Source organism: Bifidobacterium italicum (assembly GCF_002286915.1).
GTDB classification, from domain to species: Bacteria; Actinomycetota; Actinomycetes; order Actinomycetales; family Bifidobacteriaceae; genus Bifidobacterium; species Bifidobacterium italicum.
Map to the genome: position 1 here is coordinate 1 of NZ_MVOG01000009.1, position 21,888 is coordinate 21,888.

Genomic DNA, 21,888 nt, shown 5'->3' on the forward strand with positions numbered 1-21,888 from the left:
ACGCGGCCGAGGCACGGCCGGCGCATGGCCGGGGCTGCCGGCGGGGGCGCCCGAGGCCTGCGCACGCCCCCGCCGTCGGCGCCCGTCTCGTGGGGCCTGACGCTCATCGTCGCGCTCTTCGGCGCGCTGCTGCGCATCGTGCGTCTCGGCGAGCCGCGCGCCGTCGTCTTCGACGAGACCTACTACGTCAAGGACGCGTGGACGATGCTCACCACCGGCGAACCGCGCGACTGGCCCGACAGCGTCGTCTACGACGGCGCGAGCGTGAGCCCGAACATCCCCTTCGCCGCCGGTGACGTCGACGGATGGCTCGACTCGGCCGAATACGTCGTGCATCCGCCGATGGGCAAATGGCTCATCGCGTTGGGGCTCAGGCTATGCGGCGGCGCGCAGCACGTCTGGGCGTGGCGCATCGCGACGGCGCTCGCCGGCGTCGCGGCGATCGTCATCCTGATCCGTCTGGCGCTGCGCCTGTGGCATAACATGCCGATCGCGCTCGTCGCCGGCTATCTGATGGCGATCGACGGCGTCGGCATCGTGCTGAGCCGCACCGGCCTGCTCGACAATTTCATCATGGTGTTCGCGCTCGGCGCGTTCATGCTGCTCGTCATGCACCGCGACTGGTCACGCCGGCGCCTGTTCGCCGCGCATGAGGCCGACCCGGACGCCAGGCCGCCGCAGACCGCATGCTCCTGGTACCGCGTCGGCGCCGCCGTGCTGCTCGGCCTGACGACCGGCGTCAAATGGTCCGGCACCTATTTCTTCGCCGTCTTCTGCGTCATCAGCGTGCTGTGGGACGCATGGCTGTACCACCAGGCCGGCTACCGGCGCTGGTTCCTCAACGCCGGCCTCGGCTCCGGCCTGCTCGCAGCGCTGTACATGGTCCCGCTGTACGCGCTGAGCTATCTGGCGACGTGGATCGGCTGGTTCATCCACCCCGACTCCTATATGCACGACTGGGCGCTCTCCCATCCCGGCCGGGGCGTCGCATGGCTGCCGCCGACGTTGCGCTCCTTCGTCGAATACCACCGGCAGATGTGGCAGTTCCATACGACGCTCGACGCGCCGCACGACTACAAGGCGAACCCGCTGACCTGGCCGTTGCAGATCCGCCCGACGAGCTTCTACTGGGAGAAGCCCTCCGGCCATCCCGGCCTGTGCTCGCTCGCGCCGAAGAGCGAATGCGTCGCCGCCGTGACGTCGCTCGGCAACCCGATCATCTGGTGGCTCGGCTCGCTGTGCACGCTCGTTGCGATCGGCATCGCGATCTGGAGGCGCGGCGACTGGCGCATCTGGGCCGTGCTCGCCGGCTTCCTCGCCGGCTGGCTGCCGTGGGCGCAGTATCTGCACCGCACGACCTTCACGTTCTATTCGATCGTGCTGCTGCCGTGGATCATCCTCGCGATCTGCTATGTGCTCGATTGGATCCGCGAGACCTGCACGCCGGCGCCGTGGCATGCGACATTGTGCTGCGTGCTCGTCGTGACGACGCTCGTCTCGATCTTCTTCTACCCGATCTGGACGGCGATGCCGGTGCCCTATGAATTCTGGCTGAGCCATATGTGGCTCGATTCGTGGATCTGACGGGCGTCCGGATATCCCCACCAGAATATTTCGACGAATGAACTAATATGGTCGACGGACCGTCCGTCCCCCACGGCGGCGACGTCGACGTCGCCGACGACCCGAACAAAGGAGTGCCATGCAGTATTTCGAGACCACGATCGCCGGCATCGACGGCACCGACGCGCGCTTCGCCGGCTACATCCCCGACAACTATCCGGACATCGACCCCGATCGGCGCCGCCCGGCCGTCCTCGTGCTGCCCGGCGGCGGCTACGAGATGACGACCGGCCGCGAGGGCGAGCCGATCGCGTTCCGATTCCTCGCGCACGGCTGCGACGCCTTCGTGCTGCACTACTCATGCAAGCCGTCCGTCTACCCGACCGCCGTGCTCGAGGTGGCCGAGGCGGTGCGGCTGATGCACAAGCACGCCGACGAATGGCACGTCGACACGTCGCGCATCGCCGTCATCGGTTTCTCCGCCGGCGGCCATCTCGCCGCCGACTTCGCGACGAGCGCCTCCGACGACGTGATGCGCGCCCACGGCTACGATCCGGACATGCTGCGACCGGCCGCGCTGATGCTGTCCTACCCGGTCATCAGCGCCGGCGGACACCGCCACGACGGCAGCTTCCGCGCACTGCTCGGCGAGCGCTACGCCGACCCCGACATGATGCGCGAGGTCTCGATCGAGGAGCATATCGACGCGAAGACGCCGCCGGTCTTCGTCTGGCACACGGTGCCGGACGACTGCGTGCCGGTCGAGAACACGCTGCTGCTCATCGCCGCCTGCAAGGCCGCGGATGTGCCGATCGAGGCGCATCTGTTCCCGACCGGCGGACATGGCCTGTCGCTCGCGACGGCCGAGACCGCATGGGGCGGCACCGACGGCATCGAACCCGGCGTCGACGTCTGGCCGTCCCTCGCCTTCCGGTGGCTCGACCGCGTCTTCGCGCGCTGAGCCCGCACGACGCGCACCGACGGCGCACACCGCTACACCACGCGCGCTACACTATGTGCACGGCGTGCACCGCATGCGCGCGTCGGGCCGCACCCTCCCGCGCACGCCCGATCCCCCGTCTTCATCGTCGATCGTCGTCGACGCGACGCCGAGCAAAGGACCTATGATGACAGTCGCCGCATGGCAGCAGATCCTCGACCAGCATGGCATCTCCAACGAGCCGCGCAAACCACTGCTCGCCTCCCATGAGGTCACGGTGCGCGACACGACCTCCGGCAAGCGCTTCGTCAAGCGCAAGCGCATGAGCCAGGAGGAGCGGCATCTGCAGATCCTGCGCGCCGCGTCGAAGACGATCGCCGTCAAAGGCTACTGGGGCATGTCGCTGCAGGACATCTCGGACGAGATCGGCATCAGCGAGGCCGCGCTCTATCATTACATCGACTCCAAGGAGGACCTGCTGCACATGGTGCTCGCGGAGGGCTACGACACGACCGAATCGAACGAGTTCGCCGCGCTGAGCGCTTCCGCGGTCGACGGCGACGGCCACCGCATCTACTGCTATCCGCGCTACTGCCTAAACACGGTGCTGTACAACATGCAGCGTCCGGAGATGATCCAGCTGTTCTGCGTCCTCAGCGGCGAGGCGCTCAACCCCGACCATCCGGCCCACCGTTTCTTCACCGGCCGCCATATGCGGCTGTGGGAGATGGTCGGTTCTATGAACTGGCTGCTGCCGCGCGGCATGACCGAGGAGCGCTTCTTCGACCTGTTCACGCTCGCGCAGTCGGCGATGGACGGCCTGCAGCAGCGCTGGCTCGCCGACGAATCGATCGACCTGCTCGAGGAATGGGTGCGCTTCAGCGACGTCATCTTCCCGCGCACGACATGGGAGGGCTGTTACGACCCGTCGGAGCTTGACGCCGGCGACACGCGCTGCCTGCTGCCGTACACGCTGCAGGAGCTCGGCTGAGCGGCCGCCGCGTTCAGCGCGCGCCGACGGCGAGCGTGTCTCCGACGCCGCCGCCTTCGACGACCTCCTCGACGAACATGTAGTAGGCGCCGATGAGACCGGCGTTGCCGCTGTGGCGGCAGCGTCTGATCCGCGTCTTGAACGGCTTCCAGTCGCGGATCGAGTCCAATGCGTCCTCGAGCATCGGCACAAGCGCCGGCTCGCGGCTGATGCTGCCGCCGATGAGCACGATCTGCGGGTCGACGGCGACGACGGTGTTGAAGACGCCGACCGCCACGTAGCGCAGCCACCGTTCGACGATCGCGCGCACGCGCGGGTCGTCGAGCTTGTGGAACAACGTGCTCGGCAGGATGTCGCCCGCGTTGACGCCGAATTCGTCGGCGTACCATTGCGAGAGCTTCATCGTCGAGACGAAGTCGTGCAGCGGCAGCGCGCCGGAGGAGTCGTAGTTGATGATCATCGCGCCGAGTTCGCCGGCCCGCCAGTCCTTGCCGCGGCGCAGCCTGCCGTCGAGGAACAGCGCGCCGCCCATGCCCATGTCGAGCGTGAAGAGCACGAAGTCGTCGCATTTCCTCGCGTTGCCGGTCATCTTCTCGGCCATCGCCGCGCAGTTCGCGTCGTTCTCCATCCATGTGGGGATGTCGACGCCGAGCCGCGCCGTCAGTTCGGCGCCGATGCGCTGCTTGTACAGGATGCGCAGCGCGCCGGCCGTCTCCGCCGTCTGCGTGCGCGGATTGATGAATCCGGGCATGCTGATCGCGATGCCGTCGAGCCGCACGTCGAGTTTGCGCACGACCTGCGCGAGCACGTCGTAGAATTCGTCGGGATCGGTGTTCGGCGTCGCGAAGGTGCCGGGTATGCCCATCCGTCCGTCGGTGAACAGTGCGTACCGCGTGAAGTTCGTGTTGATCTCGAACGCGAGCACCTGATGTGCGCCACTCCGTTTCGTCATCGATCGCTGCCTTTCGTCCGTCATCGCCAATTGTACCGACGACGTGCCGATATCGGCCGGGGTGGTCCGTGTCCCGGCCGATGCCGTTCATCGGGCCGGCGCGGCGACGGGCACGCCGTCCTCGAACAGCAGCACGGCGAAGGGGTCGAGCACGATCCGTCCGCCGTCCTCACGCTCCCATACGCGCGTTTCATCGCCGGTGTTCGTCACGATCGTGTACACGGTGCCGTCGTCGCCGACACGGCTGGCGACCTCGACGTCGTTGGGCGCGTCGATCGTCGCGACGCCGGCGGCGTGCAATACGTCGTCGAAGAGCGCGTCGATGCCGTCCTCGTCGAGCGCGGTGCCGACGAAGATCGCGCGGCCGTCGCCGACGTCGTGCGCGGTGACGGCCGGCGTGCCCGCGTAGAAGTCGTCGCCGCCGTAGGTCGCGAGCGTGCGCGCGCCCTCCGGTTCGATGATGCTCGCGACGATCTCGCCCGCGCAGTCGACCGCCGCGCCGTCGCCGACGTCGAGCCGCACCGGCACGTTCGCGCCGGGCGCGACCGCGTCGATCTCCTCGACCCAGACGCCGCACAGGCCGCGCAGTGGCCCCGGGTAGCCGCCTTCGACGACGAGGTCGTGCTCGTCGTGGATGCCGGACATGTATCCGGTCACGAGGACGCCGCCGCCTTCGACGTAGCGTTCGAGGTTGTCGGCGACGCCCGGCTTGACCATGATCAATGTCGGCGCGACGACGAGGTCGTATCGCCGCAACGTCTCGAGGTCGGCCGTGCTTTCGATGACGTCGACGGCGACGTTGCGCTTCCACAGCGCCCGGTAGAAGCGGTGCACCTCGTCCGGGTAGCGCAGCCCCTGCGTCGGTCCGACGCAGCCTTCGAGCGACCAGTAGTTCTCCCAGTCGAAGACGACGGCGACCTTCGCGTCGACATGCGATCCCATGATGCGCTTCGCGCGTGCGGCGACGTCGGCGCCGAGAGCCGCGACCTCGCGGTACGTGCGCGAACGGTCGGAGTCGTCGTGGCCGATGACGGCGCCGTGGAAGCGTTCGCAGCCGCCGACCGACTGCTTGAGCTGGAAGAACTGCACGGTGTCGGCGCCGTGCGCGACCGCCTGCCAGCTGAGCTTGCCGACCTCGCCGGGACGCTTGACCTTGCAGTACGGGAACCAGTTCTGCTGGTTCGGCGTCTGCTCCATCAGCATGAACGGCCTGCCGCCGCCGACGCCGCGCATCAGGTCGTGGCACATCGCCGTGAAGCTCGGCTGCGTGTCCATGCCCGGATAGTTGTCCCAGCTGACGACGTCCATCTCGCGGCCCCATGCGAAGTAATCGAGGTCCTTGAACGTGCCCATCAGGTTCGTCGTGATCGGCGTCGAGGCGTCGGACTCGCGGATCGCGTCGCGCTCGAGGCGGAAGCAGTCGAGCATCTGCTCGTTCTGGAAGCGGCGGTAGTCGATCTGCAGCCCCGAGATCACGCATTTGTCGGTGCCGATGCCGTCGCCGTAGGTGACCGGCGGCACGACCTCGTCGAAATCATGGATCGTGTGGCTCCAGAAGTTCATGCACCAGGCGCGGTTGAGCGCGTCGACGGTGCCGTAGCGCGCACGCAGCCAGTTGCGGAAGGCGGCCGCGCAGGTTTCGCAGTAGCAGTAGCCGCCGCCGTTGCCGTACTCGTTGTTGACGTGCCATGCGACGAGTCCCGGATGCCCCGCGTAGCGGCGCGCGACGGCCGAGGCGAGCGCCCGCGCGCGTTCCCGGTACTTCGGCGAGCTCGGACAGAAGTTGTGCCGGCCGCCGAAGACCTGCTGCGTGCCGTCGACGCCCTTGCGCATCACATGCGGGTAGCGGCGCGCCATCCACGCCGGCACGGCGGCCGTGCCGGTCGCCATGACGATGCGCACGCCGTGCCGGTCGAGCGACGCGACGATCGCGTCGAGCATCGAGAAGTCGTAGTCGCCCTCGCTTGGTTCGAGCAGCGCCCACGAGAACACGTTGATCGTCGCCTCGTTGATGTGCGCGCGCCCGAGCAGTTCGAGGTCGTGCTCCCAGCTCTCCTGCGGCCACTGTTCGGGGTTGTAGTCGCCGCCGAACAGGAAATCGCCGAACATGGCCGTCATCATGCAGCTCCTTTGCATAAGGGCGGCCGCCGTCGGCCGCCCGGATCATCTTGTCGGTCTATCGTCTGATCACATGTTGCGAGGGTCGGCTCCCGGGCGCACGAGCACCGGCAGCGCGTGGTAGTCGTACCGTTCGACGTACCAGCGTCCCGGCTCGTATTCGGTGCCGGTGATCAGGTTGCGCCACGGGGCGTCGTCGCCGGCGTCGGGCACGTAGAAGCGGGCGACGCCCTCCTCGTTGAAGATCGGAGCGACGAGGATGTCCGAGCCGAGCATGTACTGCGTGTCGATGTCCTCGCACGTCGGGTCGTCCTGGAACTCGAGCACCATCGCGCGCATCATCGGCACGCCGGTCTCGTGCGTCTGCACGGCCATCCTCTCCAGATACGGGCGCAGCGAGTCCTTGAGCTCGACGAACTCGCGGCAGACGTCGACGGCCTCGTCGCCATACAGCCACGGCACCTTGTAGGCGGTCGAGCCGTGGTAGCGCGAATGCGAGCTGAGCAGGCCGAACTGCGTCCAGCGCTTGTACAGGTCGGGCGTCGCCTGGTCCTCGAAGCCGGCGATGTCGTGGCTCCAGTAGCCGAAGCCGGACATGCCGAAGGACAGGCCGGCGCGCAGCGATTCGGCCATCGACGGATAGTTCGACGAGCAGTCGCCGCCCCAATGCACCGGGTAGCACTGGCCGCCCACCGTCGCCGAACGGGCGAACAGGATCGCCTCGTCGGCGCCCTTCGTCTCGACGAGCACGTCGTAGACGGCCTTGCTGTACAGCAGCGTGTAGTAGTTGTGCATGAGCTCGGGATCGGAGCCGTCATAATACCGCACGTCCTCGGTCGGGATGCGCTCGCCGAAGTCGGTCTTGAAGCAGTCGACGCCCATCGCGACGAGCTTCTTCAGATAGCCCTGATACCACGCGACGGCGTCCGGGTTCGTGAAGTCGACGATCGCCATGCCGGCCTGCCACTTGTCCCACTGCCACACCGAGCCGTCGTTGCGCTTGATGAAGTAGCCGTTCTTCGCGCCCTCCGCGAACAGCGGCGACTTCTGGCCGATGTACGGGTTGATCCAGACGCAGACCTTGAGGCCGCGCTCATGCAGCTTGGCGAGCAGGCCTTCCGGATCCGGGAACTTCGACTCGTCCCAGGCGAAGTTGCACCATTCGAGTTCCTTCATCCAGCGGCAGTCGAAGTGGAAGACGGACAGCGGGATGTCGCGCTCGGCCATGCCGTCGACGAAGTCGAGCACAGTCTGCTCATCGTAATCGGTCGTGAAGCTCGTGCTCAGCCACAGGCCGTAGCTCCAGTCCGGCACAAGTGGCGCGCGGCCGGTCAGCGCCGTGTAGTTGGCGAGAATCTCCTTCATGTCGGCGCCACCGATCACCGAGTAGCTCATCTCCTGCCCGGGCACGCTGAACTGCACGCGCGAGACCTTCTCGGAGCCGATCTCGAACTCGACTTTGCCCGGGTTGTCTACAAACAGGCCGTAGTTCCTGTTGCTCATGTAGAACGGCACGTTCTTGTATGCCTGCTCGGTGCCGGTGCCGCCGTCCTCGTTCCAGATCTCGACCGACTGGCCGTTCTTGACGAAGTTCGTGAAGCGTTCGCCGAGGCCGTAGATCTTCTCCCCGACGCCGAGATCGAGCTGTTCGGAGACGTGCAGCACGCCGCTCGGATCGGTCACGAGCGCCTTGGCGCGCCATCCGGAGTGCGCAATCCGCTTGCCGTCGTACAGGTAGGTGAAATCGATCGTCTCACCCTTGGCGATGCGCAGTGTGAGCTTGCCCGAGGTGAACAGCCATGCCTCGTCGCTCTCCTCGACGCTCACCTGCGGCGACGTCTCGTTCAGCGCGAACGTGGGCTTGTGCGAACGGTCCTCGCGGAAATTGATCAGACGCGTCGTGATGATGTTCTCGCGCGGGCTCGTCACCTCGATCGTCAGAATGCCGCCGTCGAGCGTCATGCCCGGGTTGTAGATGGGCGAGCCGAACGGGCAGAACAGCGTGAGTTTGTCCGCCTCGATGTCCGCCGTGTAGATGTTGGCCGCGTACTTGACGTCGAAACCGTCTTTGATGAGCCATCCGCCGTTGAGGAACTTCATGATTTCTCCCTTGGTTGTCTGTGGATTGGTTGATGTGGTTGATGTGGTCGCCCGATGGATTGGCCGCCGGCCGTCCGGCGCCGCCTAGCCGATACGCCCTTCGAGGCGCAGGTCGCCGACCGATTCGCCGACGTGCAGCCGCGCCGCCGGCGCGAGCGCGAACGCCCCCGCCTTGGTGCTCCAGTAGCGCAGCGCCTCGTCTCGCGGCAGCTCGATCGTCACCTGACGGCGTTCGCCCGGCTCGAGCGCGACCTTCGTAAAGCCGCGCAGTTCGAGCGCCGGACGGTCCTCGCCGGTGCCTTCGAGCGTGACGTAGAGCTGCGGCACCGCCTTGCCGGCGCGCTCGCCGGTGTTCGTCAGATGGAAGTCGAGGCGGATCATGTCGTCGATCGCACGCACCTGCAGGTCGCCGTAGTCGAAGGTCGTGTAGCCCAGGCCGTGCCCGAACGGGAAGAGCACCGGCACGTCCTTCGTCTGGTAGTAGCGGTAGCCGACGTAGATGTCCTCGGCGTAGTCGACGTGGCCTTCGAGGCCGAAGGTGCCGATCGAGTTCGCCGGGCAGTCGGCCAGGCGCACCGGGAACGTCTCGGGCAGGTGCCCGCTCGGGTTGACCGCGCCGAACAGCGTCTCGGCGAGCGCGAAGCCGCTTTCCATGCCGTTGTACCAATTCCACACGATCGTCGAGGCCTTGGGCTGCCAGGGCATCTCGACCGGCGATCCGGCGACGAACACGAGCACGGTGTCCGGGTCGATGTCGAGCAGGCCGTCGATCAGCGCGTCCTGGTCGTACGGAAGCCCCATGCCCTTGCGGTCGTAGGCCTCCAGGTCGTGGTCGTGGTTGAGGCCGCCGACGAAGATGATCGGGTCGCCGCTCGCCGCGAAGTCGCGGGCCAGCGCGAGGGCCTCGTCGCGCAGCCGCCGGGCGCGTTCAGCCTCGTCGGCCGACTTGTCGGCGGCGTTCTCGAGGCTGTCCTCCTGCCAGGTGTCGTTCTGGTTGACCTGCGGGGCGTAGTAGCCTTCGGCGTAGGTGATGTCGATGTTGCCGCCGACGAAGCCGTTGATGCCGTTGAGCGGCGAGATCTCGTGGATCGCCTTGATGACGGCGGAGCCGCCGCCGAGCGAATGGATGCGGTCGGCGTTGGCGCCCACGATCAGCAGGCGCGAGATGGCGGAGCGGTCGAGCGGCAGCACGTCGTGGTCGTTGCGCAGCAGCACGATCGATTCGCGGGCGATGTCGAGCGTCTTGGCCGTGTGCCCGATCGTCGCGTAGGAGCCGGCCTTGCGGCCCTTGCGCGCGTCGTCGAGCATCTTGAGCGCGTCCATGACGGCGAGCACATGCTCCACCTTCTCATCGACGAGCGACTCGGCGATCTCGCCGGCCTTCACGGCTTCGAGCAGCGGACGCCCGAAGCGGTAGTCGTCGAAATCGTAGGTGACGTTCATGTCGACGTCGATGCCGACGACGGCGCTTTTGGCGGTGTCCTTGATGCCGCCCCAGTCCGACACGACGAGCCCGTCGAAGCCCCATTCGCGGCGCAGGATCCCGTCCAGCAGCATCGGGGATTCGCAGCACTGCCGCCCGTTGACCTTGTTGTAGGCGCCCATGATCGTCAACGCGCCGGCGTCCTGCACCGCCGATCTGAACGCGGGCAGGTAGATCTCGCGCAGCGCGCGTTCGGAGATCGTCTCATCGACCTCGAGGCGGTCGGTCTCCTGGCTGTTGGCCGCGTAGTGCTTCGGGCAGGCGGCCACGTCGGACAGCTGCACGCCTTCGATGTAGGCGTCGCCCTGCACCGCCGTGAGCACCGGGTCCTCGCTCATGTACTCGAAGTTGCGTCCGCACAGCGGCGAGCGCTTGATGTTGAGCGACGGCCCCAGGATCACGTCCTTGCCGCGCCCGCGCGCCTCCTCGCCGAGCACGCGCCCGGTCTCGAACGCGAGCGCCGGGTTCCAGGTCGACGCCACGGCCGATCCGGACGGCAGGTAGCACACCTCGTCGCGCGTGTTGTGCCGGGGCGCCCAGTTGTCGTCGTAGGTGTCGGCGCGCACGCCCATCGGGCCGTCGTCGAACACCATCTCGGGGATGCCGAGCCGGGGCACGGCGGCCGTGTGGAACAACGCGGCGCCGTGGATCATGCCGATCTTCTCCTCGAGCGTCATCTGCTGCGTCAGCTCGCGGGCCTTACGCTTGTTCGCCTCGCTGATCATCGTCATTGCCGATCTCCTTCATTCACTTCGTCATGGTCTGCGGGTCTTGGTGCGGCTAGCCGATATGCAATCGGAAGCCGATCGGAGGCGCGGGCTCACCGCCGTTTTGGCCGGTACGGCGCAATCGCGGCGGCAGCGGCAGATGCAGGCCGTCTTCACGCCGTTCGAAATGCGCCGGGCCTTCGCCAAGCAGCTCGACGCCGGTGATGACGCCGTTGAAGGCCGGCCGGTGTTCGCCGTCGAAGGCCGCGAAGGTACGGCAGACGAGCTCGTCGGCGCCGGCCGGGTTCAGGCAGAAGCAGTAGAGGTCGCCGTCACGGGTCGTGAAGCGCCAGTCGTCGGCGGTCCACGGCGTCGGCTCCTGGTCGGCGAACATGCCGGTCTGCGGCTTCGTCGGGCCTTCGCCGCTGATACGCCACGGACGGCTGCCGTAGATGCCGTCGCCGTTCGCCGCGAGCCAGTCGCCGATGCCTTCGAGCAACGTGCGGTCGCGGTCGTCGATCGAGCCGTCGGCGCATGGGCCGACGTTGAGCAGCAGGTTGCCGTCCTTGCTCACCGCGTCGATCAGGCTCACGAGCAGCTCGGGCAGCGTCTTGTAGTCGAGCGAGTCGGTGTGGCACCACGAGTTGCGCGCGATCGCCGTATCGGTCTGCCAGACGAAGGGCGTCGCATCGGCGAATCCGCCGCGTTCGACGTCGACGATGCCGGCGCCCCATGCGAGCGCGTCGTATTTGTAGCAGATCGCGGCGTCGAGGCCACGCGCGGCCATATGGTCGTAGTAGTAAGGCGGCGAGCCGGCGCAGATACGGCTTGAACGCGCGGTGCTGCACCCACCAGTCGAAGTAGAGCAGTTCCGGCAGATACATGTCGATGATCTCGACGTTGCGCGCGAACCAGTCGTCGAGGAATTCCCTGCTCGGCGCGGGACGGGAGTCGATGTCGAATTCGTTCGGCTCGGGCGTCATGGCCGGCCAGTAGAAGTCGCCGCGTCCCATCGGCTCGCGCACATCGGAGTCGAAGGCGCGGCCGTGCCCCATGAACCACCAGTGTTCGGCGCGGTGGTTCGACGTCGTGAACCGCAGACCGTGCGCGATCGCGGCGGCGCGCAGTTCGCCGAGCACGTCGCGGCGTGGGCCCATCTCGGCGGCGTTCCAGCGCGACAGCCGGCTGCGGTACATCTGAAATCCGTCGTGGTGCTCGCTCACCGGCATGACGTAGCGCGCGCCGGCGCGGGCGAACAGCGCGCACCATGCGTCGGCGTCGAAGGCCGGCGCCGTGAACATCGGGATGAAGTCCTTGTAGCCGAAGTCGCGCTGCGCGCCGTAAACGGCGCGGTGGTGGTCGAATTCCGGGTAGCCTTCGATGTACATGTTGCGCGAATACCATTCGTTGCGGTATCCGGGCACCGTGTACGGCCCCCAATGCGTGAAGACGCCGAACTTCGCGTCGGCGAACCATGACGGATCGCGGTGCGCGGCGAGCGACGCCCATGTCGCGTCATAGGGGCCGGCGGCGATCGTCGCGTCGACGGCGCAGGCGTCGGGCGTCGCGGCCGCGTCGAGTTTCGCCCCGCCTTCGGGCCGGCCTGTGGCATTCGGCTTCGTCGTGTCGTCCATCATCGCACTCTCCCCTTCCCTGTTCTTTGTTCTTCGCCGTCTGCTGGCGCTGCGGGCGCCCAGCGGCCGCCGGACGTGCGCCGTCGGCCGCGACTGTCACATCCAATTTGGTTCGATGATCGAACCAAACGGTGATTCGCAGGGAGCGCCGCATCCCGACGGATGCGACGTTCCCGCGCCGATGGCCGCCGACGCCCGCCGACGGCGGCGACCTTCAGTTGCTCAGTTGTGCCGCAAGGAGACGGCGCCCCGGAGTGTCACTCCTTGTCCGCGTACTCCTTGACGATCTCCTGACGGGCCTTGATCAGCGCCTTCGCGTTGTCCTCGTCGACCTTGAGCACCTGCGCGTAGCCGAGGTCGTTGAGCTGCGTGCCCATGTTCTTGAAGGTCGACTGGCATTCGGCCTCGGTCTTGGCGACGACGGCCTGCCACGACGCGTTGATCACTTCGGTCTTGACCGACGAGCGCAGCGTCGAGATCTGCGAGTCCTCCTCCGGAGGCGTGTAGGTCGCGCCCGGCGCGACGGCGAGCTTGCCGGCCTTCTCGAGGTATTCGATGTCGGTCTTCGCGCCGCCCATGTGCTTCGACCAGTCCTCGCTCAGCTTCGTCTGCTTCGCGAGCTGGGTCGCCCACAGCTGCGGGTTGAACGCGGACTTCGTGTCCGGATCGGTGCTGTTCGCGTTCACCGTCTTGAAGTTGAGCGTGGAGATGCCGTCGTTGTAGGAGCCTCCGCCGTATTCGGCCGGCACCTGCAGACCGTCGGAGTTGAACATCGCCTTCTCGCCGAACTCGTTGAGCTGCGGCTCGCCCTTGTCGTTGAGCGTCCAGCACATCTCCTTCGGGCATGCGGCGCCGCCCGAGTTGGCCGCCGAGGCGTAGATGCCCTCGGGCGAGTAGAGCCAGTCGATGAACTTCGCGAGGCGTTCCTTGTTCTTCGCCTTCGAGCCGATCGCGATGAAGGTGTTGCCGTCGCCCTCCGGCTGGAAGCCCGGCGTGTAGACGTCCATGTCCTGCAGCGGGGCGAGCATGAAGCCGACGCCCTTCTCCTGGTTCTCGTTGCCGTTCATGCGCGGCTTGCCGAGCCACGACCAGATCGACATGAGCACCTTGCCGTTCGTCACCTTCGTCGACAGGTTGTCCCAGTTCTGCGTCGTCGATTCCGGGTCGACGAGCCCCATGCGGTCGCACTTGTTGAAGAACTCGATCATCTTGTCGTAGGCGCTGCCGACCTGGGAGGCCGGGACGATCTGCGAATCCTTGTCGTCGGACGGCACGAGCACCGAATTCTGCGCGAAGTAGCCGTACCACTGCGAGGCGGCCATCGCGTTCTGCATCATCTCGCCGTCCCAGTCCTTGAACAGCGACACGGCGTAGATGTCGTCGTCGCCGGTCTCCTCGCGCGCCTTGTCCTGCATCTGCTTGAGCACGTCCGCGAAACCGTCGAGATCCTTGATCTCGGGGTACCCGATCTTCGCGTAGTAGTCCCAGCGGATGTACGGGGCGGCGGCCGGCTCGATGCCGTCGGCGGACTTCGTCGGCGATTCGTCGGACACGTTGCCCGGCACGCCCCAGACGCCGTCCTGGCCGGCCTGCTTCGTCACGTAGTCCACGCCGGCCTGGTAGCGCTTGACGTTCGTCATCTTGCCGTAGTACGGCGTCATGTCGGTGATGAGCTTCGACTTGACGAGCTTCTGCAGACGGCCGTTCTGCATGCCGACGATGACGAGGTCGCCGAGGTTGCCCGCCGTGGAACGCGTGTCGAACAAGGTGTCGCCGCCGCCGGCCACGTTCGGGGCGATGATGTTGAGCTCCATGTTGAACTTGTCCTTGACGATCTTGGCGAACCAGCCCTTCTGGACGCCCTGGTAGTTCGCGGTCGACGAGAACACGTCCACCTTCATGAAGCTGCCGTCGTCGGGGCCGTCGCTCGCGGAGTCGTTGCCGCCGCAGGCCGCGACGGAGACGAGCATCGCCGCCGAAAGCGTCGCGGCGATTCCCGAGACGATCTTCTTCCTGATTTCCATGAGGAAACCTCCTTGTATCCTTCTAACTTCGGCTCATCGCTGAGCACATCTGGTTGGTTGGTGGTTGGTACGGAAACGTGGATCGGGGCGGGGAGCCGCACGGCTCCCCGCGTACGGTCAGCCCTTGACAGCGCCGAGCATCATGCCCTTGACGAAGAAGCGCTGGAAGAACGGGTAGATGAACATGATCGGCAGGACGACGATGACGGAAACGGTCATGCGGATCGCCGTCGGCGTGGCCGCCGTGGCCAGCAGCGCGGCGTTCGCGGCGTTCGCCTTGACCGAGTTCGCGATCGAGCTCGCTTGGTTGATGTAGGTGTAGAGCAGGTACTGCAGGCTCCACAGCTTCGAATCGGTCATGTAGATCAGCGTGTCCTGGAACGAGTTCCACTGGTTGACGGCGGAGAAGATCGCCACCGTCGCGAGGATCGGCGTGCACATCGGCAGCACGATCTTCCAGAACACCGTCATCGTGCCGGCGCCGTCCACCTCGGCCGCCTCCTGCAGCGACGACGGGATCGACTCGATGTAGGTCTTGACGAGGATGATGTTGAACGGCTGCACGATCGCCGGCAGGATGTAGACCCAGAAGTTGTTCGTCAGGCCGTAGTTCTTCATCGTGATGAACATCGGGATCAGGCCGGCGTTGAAGTACATCGTGATGACGACGAAGCGGTACCAGAACGAGCGCTTCCACATCTTCTGCTGCGTGAACATGAAGCCGAGGTAGGCGGAGGCGAGCACGGTGAGCACGGTGCCGATGACGGTGCGGGCCACCGAGATCCACGCGGACTGCGCCAGGCCGTCGAGGCCGAGCACGGTCTTGTAGTTGTCCCAGTGCAGGCCCTCGATCCTCCAGGTGACATCGCCCGCGGCGGCCGCCTGGTTGTTCGACAGCGAGTTGATGATCAGGTAGTAGAACGGGTACGTGCAGATCAGCGCGAACAACGTGAGGATGATGATGTTCACGACGTTGTAGATCTTCTCGCCCTTGGTGCGGCGCATGGCCGGGGAGACGCTCGCCTTGGCCCTCCTCGGCTTCTTGGCGGTCGCAGGTGCTGTTGCGGTTGTCATGGTAACTCCTTAAAAACCTTGAACCTTGTCGATTGCCGGGGATCAGACGATGCCCACGCCGCGCGTGCGCTTGGACAGCCAGTTGACGAGCAGCAGCAGGCCGACCGAGACGAGGGACTTGAGCATCGAGATCGCGGTGCCGAGCGACAGGCTGTTCTGGCCCATGCCGACGTTGTAGACGTAGAGGTCGAGCACCTGGATCCACTTCTGGTTGAAGGCGTTCTGGAAGACGTAGTACTGGTCCATGCCGTTGTTGAGGAAGTTCGAGATAGACAGCATGAGCAGCACGAAATAGGTCGGCATCAGCTGCGGGATCGTCACGTGGATGATCTGCTGGAAGCGGTTCGCGCCGTCCACCTGCGCGGCCTCGTAGAGTTCGGGGTCGATGCCGGCGATGCCCGCGAGGTACATGATCGAGCCCCAGCCGAGACCCTTCCACAGGTTCCACAGCAGCATCTTGAGCCAGACCTGGTCGGGCGAGTCGAGGAACTTGATCGGTTCGCTGATGATATGCAGGTTCTGCAGCAGGTCGTTGACCATGCCGGTCGACGAGAACATCGCGAAGGCGATCGAGTAGACGAGCACCCAGGAGATGAAGTTCGGCAGCGTCGTCAGCGTCTGGATGAGGTTCTTGAACCATTTCGCGCGGATCTCGTTGAGCGCGATCGCGAAGATGACCGGCAGGAACGACGTGAGGATGTTGAGGCCCGACATCGCGAAGGTGTTGAGCAGCACCTGGCCGATCGTGCGCAGCTGCGCCGGGTTCTGCACCATCATCTCGAACCACTGCAGGCCGACGAACTTGCTTTCGGACAGCGGGATCGGCGGCTGGTAGTCGTAGAACGCGTAGATCCAGCCGAACAGCGGGACGTAGCTGAACAGGAACACGAGAATCAGCAGCGGGGCCACGTACAGCCACAGCTTGAACGCATGGCGCTTGTCCACATGGGCTTCGGCGGCCATCTTCGCCGCCTTCTTCGCGGCGCGACGGTCGCGACGGCTCAGTTTGGATCCCTCGGCGGCCTCGACTTCCCTACCGACGACGGCCGCGGCGCCACCTGTTAAGCCGATGGTCTCATCGGTTTCGGTGCTAGACGACGTCTGCATCTCTCCTCCTTTGGAAACTGATGTCAGCGATTCCAAGTCCCGCAACCTCGCGAGGCTTTCTCACTTCTTGTTGAATAGATTATAAACAACGGATTCGTTTGTCAAATCAGATAACGAAGTGCCGCCGCGCGGCGATTTCCCGCCTCCGGAAGCAACGGAGGCCACATACGCTTCCCTGTGGGCTGAAATCATTTTGCGCTGGAACGACAGCGTTTCCGCGACACGCAGACACTGTCGCAGTAGACAACATCATTTCTTATTTATATACTTATCAACAAAAGTCGATGTGGACACATAGCCAACCAGCCGTCCCCACGCCGTTCGACCAGACGACATGCATCGGCATGCAGACATACATATATGTCACCAGACGCGATACGGATACGGCGGATGGACGGCGCGATCGCACGGTCCGCGTCGCAGCATGGCCGCGGCGACGCGGCACAGGAAGGAAAAGGAAGCAGCCATGAGGTTCAACACGGAAGCGCCGTTCTGGCAGTTCATGGGAACGCTCGCGAGATTCACCGCGCTCAATCTCGTCTTCCTCGTCACGCTGCTGCCGATCGTCACGATCGGACCGGCGCAGGCGGCGCTCTACAGCACGCTGTTCCAATACGACGAGCATGACGACATCAGGCTCGTACATGAATACCTCAAGCGCTTCAAGCGCGAATTCAGACAGGGGCTCATCTCCGGGCTGCTGCTGCTCGCGCTCGTCGCCGCGCTCGTCTTCGGCCTCGCGTTCTGGGTGGCCTGGGACACCGACGCCGCCTACGTTCCGCTGATCGTCCTCGTCGCCGCCACGGTCGCCGTGCTGTTCCTCGCCGAATACCTCTTCCCGCTGCAGGCGCGCTTCGACAACTCGATCGGCCGCACCTGGAAGCTCGCCGCGATGTTCCCGTGGCGCGCCTTCGCCTGCTCCTTCGCACTCGTCGGCATCGACGTCGTCGCGCTCGGGCTGGCCTATTTCATCCCGTTCATCCGCGTGCTCATGCTCATCTTCGGCATGAGCTGGGTCGCCTACGCGAAGTCGCTCGTCCTGCTGTGGGGCTTCCGCAAGTACGGCGGCTACGGCGAGGTCGAGCGCCCCACCTTCGTGAACGCCAACTCCGGGCTGTGATTCCCCGTCAGGCACCGCGCCATATGCCGAGACGGACACCCGGTGAACAATCCCCCAAGACTTACCCTTCCCCTTTCCTCAACAACCGGCCGCAGCGTTTCCTCCGCTGCGGCCGCTTTCCTTTCCGGACCCAGGTACCCCCTCCCGACCTCCTTCGTGACCACTTCGCGACCGGACCATCGCACACCCGTCCGACTCCGTTTACAACCGACCCTCTTCGCGACCGACTTCCCCGTCCGCCCCGCCGACTGGGACGGCCGAGACGTATCCGCTCCGCCCGTATGGCTGCCGTGCTATTGATATATGTCGGTAATAGGTAACGAATGGTCACGGCGCATCCGCGTCCTCACTCGTCAAGGATTTCCATGGGATTCATTCATTTCATCGCCAACCTGCTCAAGGATCCGCGTGGCGCGATCGCCGGCTGGATCGCGATGGGCGTCGCCCCCACGCTCGGCTTCATCTTCCTGATCGTCTTCATCGAGACCGGTGTCGTCTTCTTCCCGTTCCTGCCCGGCGACTCGCTGCTGTTCGCCGCAGGGTTCTTCGCCGCGCCGGACGCGGCGACCGGCGAATCCGCGCTGCCGCTCGCCGCGCTGCTGCCGGTCGTCTGGATCGCGCCGATCCTCGGCGACCAGTGCAACTACTTCATCGGCCATTTCTTCGGCCGCCGCATCATCGAATCCGGCAAGGTCAAGGCGATGACGCCGGAGCGTCTCGCGAAGACGGAGACGATGATCGACCGTTGGGGCCCGCTCGCCGTCTTCCTCGGGCGCTTCTTCCCGTTCATCCGCACGTTCATGCCGTTCATCTCCGGCATCACCGGCATGCAGTGGCGCCGTTTCACGCCGTTCTCGATCCTCGGCGGCCTCGTCTGGTCGTCGCTGTTCACGTTGCTCGGCTACTTCTTCGGCGGCATCCCGGTCGTCCAGGAGAACTTCGAGCTCGTCATCGTCGCGATCCTCGTCATCTCGCTGATCCCGACCTTCGTCGGCCTGTTCAAGGCGAAGTTCGGCAGGAAGAAGGTCGCGTCGGCGACCGAACTCGCCAAGGACGAGACGACGCCGCTCGTCGAACCCCTCGACGACGCCGATAACGACTGATCCCGCCAGCTGATAACGCAAAACGCGCCGGCGACGAACGGTGTCCACCGTCCGTCGCCGGCGCGTCCATGTTCCCGCCGCCCTACGCGGCGTGAGGGGTCAGGTCAGCCATCGACACTTGCCCGGGACGGCCGGTCAGCCGCGTGTAGCACTCGAGGATCCGCTTCGGCGTCGATCCGTAGATCGCACAGAAGTCGATCGTCTCGTCCGGGGCCGAGCACCGCACGTCCTCGGCGTCGACGGCGTCCACTTCGAAGGAGACGCGGCCGCGGTCGTTAACGAAGACACGGCGACCACCGCCCGTCATAGAGAACGGGATGTCCTTGCACCGCCGCTCGGAGGCGGTGCCGACGTCCGCGTTCCAGATGCCAACGCTCTGGCCGTTCTTCACAAACGCGGCGAATCGCGCATCCAGTCCATAGACGGTCTCGCCGACGCCGCGCAACAGCCGGACCGACTTGAACCCGTGCGATCGGTCCTTCGCGAGTCCCGTCACACATCACGCCGAACTCGCCGTCGCCATGCGTGACGACGCTCATATAGTCGCGGTCGCCGGCACCGTCCTGCGCGCTCGGGAAGCCGGTTCCCTACGCGGCACCGCGCCACCGGGTGACGCGTTGCGCGGAAGATGCGGTCCACCATATGCCGGTCGCCGACGCGCCGGCGCGACACACGCGATTTGCATTTGTTCGCGGCCGCGGGTATCGTTAGGCGAGTTGTCATGCGGAGCACGACAACATCCACGGGGCTGTAGCTCAGTTGGTAGAGCGCTTCGTTCGCATCGAAGAGGTCGTGGTTTCGATTACCATCAGCTCCACTAGAGCCGCTGCATTCATTCCACCGCAGCGGCTCTTTTCGTTTTTCAGACGCCGCTTTCAACATGCGACGTTTCAATCGCACCCTATGCTTCCAGACCCGGCTCGCCGGCATCGGGCAGGTCCTGCACCGAAAGCCGGTAGTCGAAATCGATGAAAACGGGCAGTATCCCCCATGCCGTTCCTCGCTGATATACACTGTGGTTCCGCAAGTATAGGCCGATGCAGCAGCGCGCTTTGCAGCATCACGAATCCGAAAGACAACGCCGATGGAACAGGCACAGGTGAACACGAAGGCGAAGTCAAGCAAGAAGAAAATCGCTGCCATCGTGGCGTCCATCATCGCCGTACTGCTCATTGCCGGAGATTGGATGGCGTCTGCGATGGTGTATGACGAGAATTTCAATCAGCGCTTCGAGAGTTACGAGCCGCTCAAACGATCTGTCGACGATTTCGACGGCCTGCGGCGCACCCGCTATCAGTTCAGCTCTGACAAAGGGCAGAAGCTGACGGGATACCTGTACAGCTCGGGAGAAGATCAGCATGGAATCATTGTGATGGCGCACGGTTTTGGCGGAGGCGGCCACAATTCGTATATGGACTTCGCGAACTACTTCGCCCACCATGGCTACCATGTGTTCGCCTACGACGCCACCGGCAACGACGAAAGCGAGGGTGACGGCGTCGGCGGTCTGCCGCAAGGGGTGGCGGATCTCGATTACGCCATCTCTTTCGTGCGCGACAGCGGTCATTTCCCGAATCTGCCGATGGTCCTGTTCGGGCATAGCTGGGGTGCGTACAGCGTGAGCAATGTTCTTACCTACCATCCCGAAGTGAAGGCAGTGATCGCATGCTCAGGCTTCAACGCCTCATCCGATTTATTCGCATCGGAAGGAAAGAAGCAGGCGGGAAACGCCATCTATGCAATGATGCCCTTCGTGAGGCTGCATGAGTGGCATCGGTTCGGCAAATACGCCTCGAACACCGCGTTGGACGGTTTCTCGAAGAGCAACGCCGCCGTCATGATCGTACACAGCTTTGACGATGAGATCGTCCCTGCCGAATACGGTTACGAAACCTATCTCAAACACTACAGGGACGATCCTCGTTTCACCTTCGTCTCCTTTGAGGATCAAGGGCATGACGACTACTTCCAAGGCGCCTATGCCGATGCGTTCAACAGCGAGTTCGACCAGTGGCGCGCCTCTCTCGACTATGACCCCAATGACCCGGCGAACAAGGAGCGTTTCGCGAAGGACAAGGCCGCATACATCGATACGAACCTTGATCGGAAGCAATGGTCCAACTCATTGAACGACGATCTGTTCAAGCATTTCGTTGATTTCTACGACAGTCATACAGCGTGATCACGACGTCGCCGGCTTGTCACCCAGTCGGCGACGTCGTTCGGCTCAGCGTCCTCGTCCGGGCTGTTCGACGCCGAGCCGGTCGAGCCGCACGCCGCTAACGTCACCACCGCCGCAAGCCCGAGGAGGCCTTGTCATGATGCGCTTTGTCAGATTCATGGCACTTCCTTGCCAAACCATTTAGCTTGTGCGTTCGCAGCACAGTATGGCACCGGATCGCGAGGAGAACCAATACAGCGGAACGACGATTTTAGACGACGCTCGTCGCGTATTTCTCGGCGACCGGCAGCACGAAGCGTGTCGCCGAGGACATCGCGACGACCACCGGCGGCACGTTGTTCGCGATCGAACCCGCCGAAGCGTACACGAGCGACGACCTCAACTACAACAACGCCGACAGCCGGGTCAGCAGGGAGCACGACGACGAAAGCCTGCGCGACGTCAAGCTCAAGACGACCGAAGTGCCCGACTGGGACCGCTACACGACCGTCTACATCGGCTACCCGATCTGGTGGGGCGTCGCCGCATGGCCGGTGAACACCTTCGTGCGTGCCAATGACTTCTCCGGCAAGACGGTCATCCCGTTCTACACCTCCGCAAGTTCGCCGCTAGGCTCGAGCGCGAGCGAACTGGCGAAGCTCGCCAACGGCGGCGACTGGAAGGATGGACAGCGCTTCAGCTCGTCGGAAAGCGCGCAGAACGTCGAGGCCTGGGTCCGTCAGCAGTCCTGAGGGCTTGTGGCGAACCGCATGAACAAGTATAAGGCGATGATGCGCATGCAGTCCGATGC

15 protein-coding genes, 1 tRNA gene and 2 pseudogenes are annotated in these 21,888 nt (G+C 64.8%); 8 read left to right on the forward strand and 10 right to left on the reverse strand.

Annotation, left to right across the window (positions count from 1 at the left end; genetic code table 11):
- The first annotated feature begins 24 nt into the window (after window positions 1-24).
- From B1400_RS03325 to B1400_RS03335, 3 genes are all read left to right on the forward strand, one after another.
- Complete coding sequence (locus tag B1400_RS03325) at window positions 25-1,584, forward strand: dolichyl-phosphate-mannose--protein mannosyltransferase (RefSeq protein ID WP_095613044.1); 1,560 nt, start codon at window positions 25-27, stop codon at window positions 1,582-1,584.
- A gap of 118 nt (window positions 1,585-1,702) precedes the next feature.
- Entirely contained in the window at window positions 1,703-2,524 is an 822-nt protein-coding gene (locus B1400_RS03330) for an alpha/beta hydrolase (protein ID WP_095613045.1), read from the forward strand.
- 163 nt (window positions 2,525-2,687) lie between these two features.
- Complete coding sequence (locus B1400_RS03335) at window positions 2,688-3,494, forward strand: TetR/AcrR family transcriptional regulator (RefSeq protein WP_235607299.1); 807 nt, start codon at window positions 2,688-2,690, stop codon at window positions 3,492-3,494.
- Window positions 3,495-3,507: 13 nt separating this feature from the next.
- Here B1400_RS03335 and B1400_RS03340 read toward each other — a convergent pair whose 3' ends face one another.
- The 9 genes and pseudogenes from B1400_RS03340 to B1400_RS03375 all read right to left on the reverse strand — a co-directional run bounded on the left by B1400_RS03340 (window position 3,508) and on the right by B1400_RS03375 (window position 16,693).
- Window positions 3,508-4,446 (reverse strand): ROK family protein, encoded by a 939-nt coding sequence (locus B1400_RS03340; protein WP_095613046.1) that lies wholly within the window; start codon window positions 4,444-4,446, stop codon window positions 3,508-3,510.
- 87 nt (window positions 4,447-4,533) lie between these two features.
- Complete coding sequence (locus B1400_RS03345) at window positions 4,534-6,567, reverse strand: beta-galactosidase (RefSeq protein ID WP_235607300.1); 2,034 nt, start codon at window positions 6,565-6,567, stop codon at window positions 4,534-4,536.
- 66 nt (window positions 6,568-6,633) lie between these two features.
- Complete coding sequence (gene yicI, locus B1400_RS03350) at window positions 6,634-8,664, reverse strand: alpha-xylosidase (RefSeq protein ID WP_095613047.1); 2,031 nt, start codon at window positions 8,662-8,664, stop codon at window positions 6,634-6,636.
- Between the two features lie 84 nt (window positions 8,665-8,748).
- On the reverse strand, window positions 8,749-10,878 hold the full coding sequence (locus B1400_RS03355) for a glycoside hydrolase family 3 C-terminal domain-containing protein (RefSeq protein ID WP_095613048.1): 2,130 nt from the start codon (window positions 10,876-10,878) through the stop codon (window positions 8,749-8,751).
- A gap of 49 nt (window positions 10,879-10,927) precedes the next feature.
- Complete coding sequence (locus B1400_RS10040; RefSeq protein ID WP_268802257.1) at window positions 10,928-11,641, reverse strand: alpha-L-fucosidase; 714 nt, start codon at window positions 11,639-11,641, stop codon at window positions 10,928-10,930.
- Window positions 11,642-11,750: 109 nt separating this feature from the next.
- Window positions 11,751-12,491 (reverse strand): annotated as a pseudogene (locus tag B1400_RS10045) (alpha-L-fucosidase); the annotation flags it as partial.
- A 254-nt stretch (window positions 12,492-12,745) separates the two neighbouring features.
- A complete protein-coding gene (locus B1400_RS03365) occupies window positions 12,746-14,512 on the reverse strand; it encodes an extracellular solute-binding protein (protein ID WP_095613049.1) in 1,767 nt (588 codons plus the stop codon).
- A 117-nt stretch (window positions 14,513-14,629) separates the two neighbouring features.
- Window positions 14,630-15,586, reverse strand: coding sequence for a carbohydrate ABC transporter permease (locus B1400_RS03370; RefSeq protein ID WP_235607301.1), 957 nt, complete (start codon window positions 15,584-15,586; stop codon window positions 14,630-14,632).
- Between the two features lie 42 nt (window positions 15,587-15,628).
- A complete protein-coding gene (locus B1400_RS03375; protein ID WP_235607302.1) occupies window positions 15,629-16,693 on the reverse strand; it encodes an ABC transporter permease in 1,065 nt (354 codons plus the stop codon).
- A gap of 466 nt (window positions 16,694-17,159) precedes the next feature.
- Between B1400_RS03375 and B1400_RS03380 the strand changes: the two genes are divergently transcribed.
- Both B1400_RS03380 and B1400_RS03385 read left to right on the forward strand, forming a co-directional pair.
- Window positions 17,160-17,813, forward strand: coding sequence for a YesL family protein (locus B1400_RS03380; protein ID WP_162288166.1), 654 nt, complete (start codon window positions 17,160-17,162; stop codon window positions 17,811-17,813).
- Window positions 17,814-18,178: 365 nt separating this feature from the next.
- The gene (locus B1400_RS03385; protein ID WP_095613052.1) at window positions 18,179-18,916 is read left to right on the forward strand and encodes a DedA family protein; all 738 of its coding nucleotides are present in this window, start codon (window positions 18,179-18,181) and stop codon (window positions 18,914-18,916) included.
- Between the two features lie 82 nt (window positions 18,917-18,998).
- Here the strand turns inward: B1400_RS03385 and B1400_RS03390 are convergent, their stop codons facing one another.
- The gene (locus B1400_RS03390) at window positions 18,999-19,412 is read right to left on the reverse strand and encodes a hypothetical protein (protein ID WP_095613053.1); all 414 of its coding nucleotides are present in this window, start codon (window positions 19,410-19,412) and stop codon (window positions 18,999-19,001) included.
- Window positions 19,413-19,660: 248 nt separating this feature from the next.
- On the opposite strand from B1400_RS03390, the gene B1400_RS03395 reads away from it, so the two are divergent.
- From B1400_RS03395 to B1400_RS03405, 3 genes and pseudogenes are all read left to right on the forward strand, one after another.
- Window positions 19,661-19,733: transfer RNA gene (locus tag B1400_RS03395), tRNA-Ala, on the forward strand.
- A gap of 267 nt (window positions 19,734-20,000) precedes the next feature.
- Window positions 20,001-21,098, forward strand: coding sequence for an alpha/beta hydrolase family protein (locus tag B1400_RS03400; RefSeq protein ID WP_095613054.1), 1,098 nt, complete (start codon window positions 20,001-20,003; stop codon window positions 21,096-21,098).
- 269 nt (window positions 21,099-21,367) lie between these two features.
- Window positions 21,368-21,829, forward strand: a pseudogene (locus B1400_RS03405) (flavodoxin); the annotation flags it as partial.
- Window positions 21,830-21,888 lie beyond the last annotated feature (59 nt).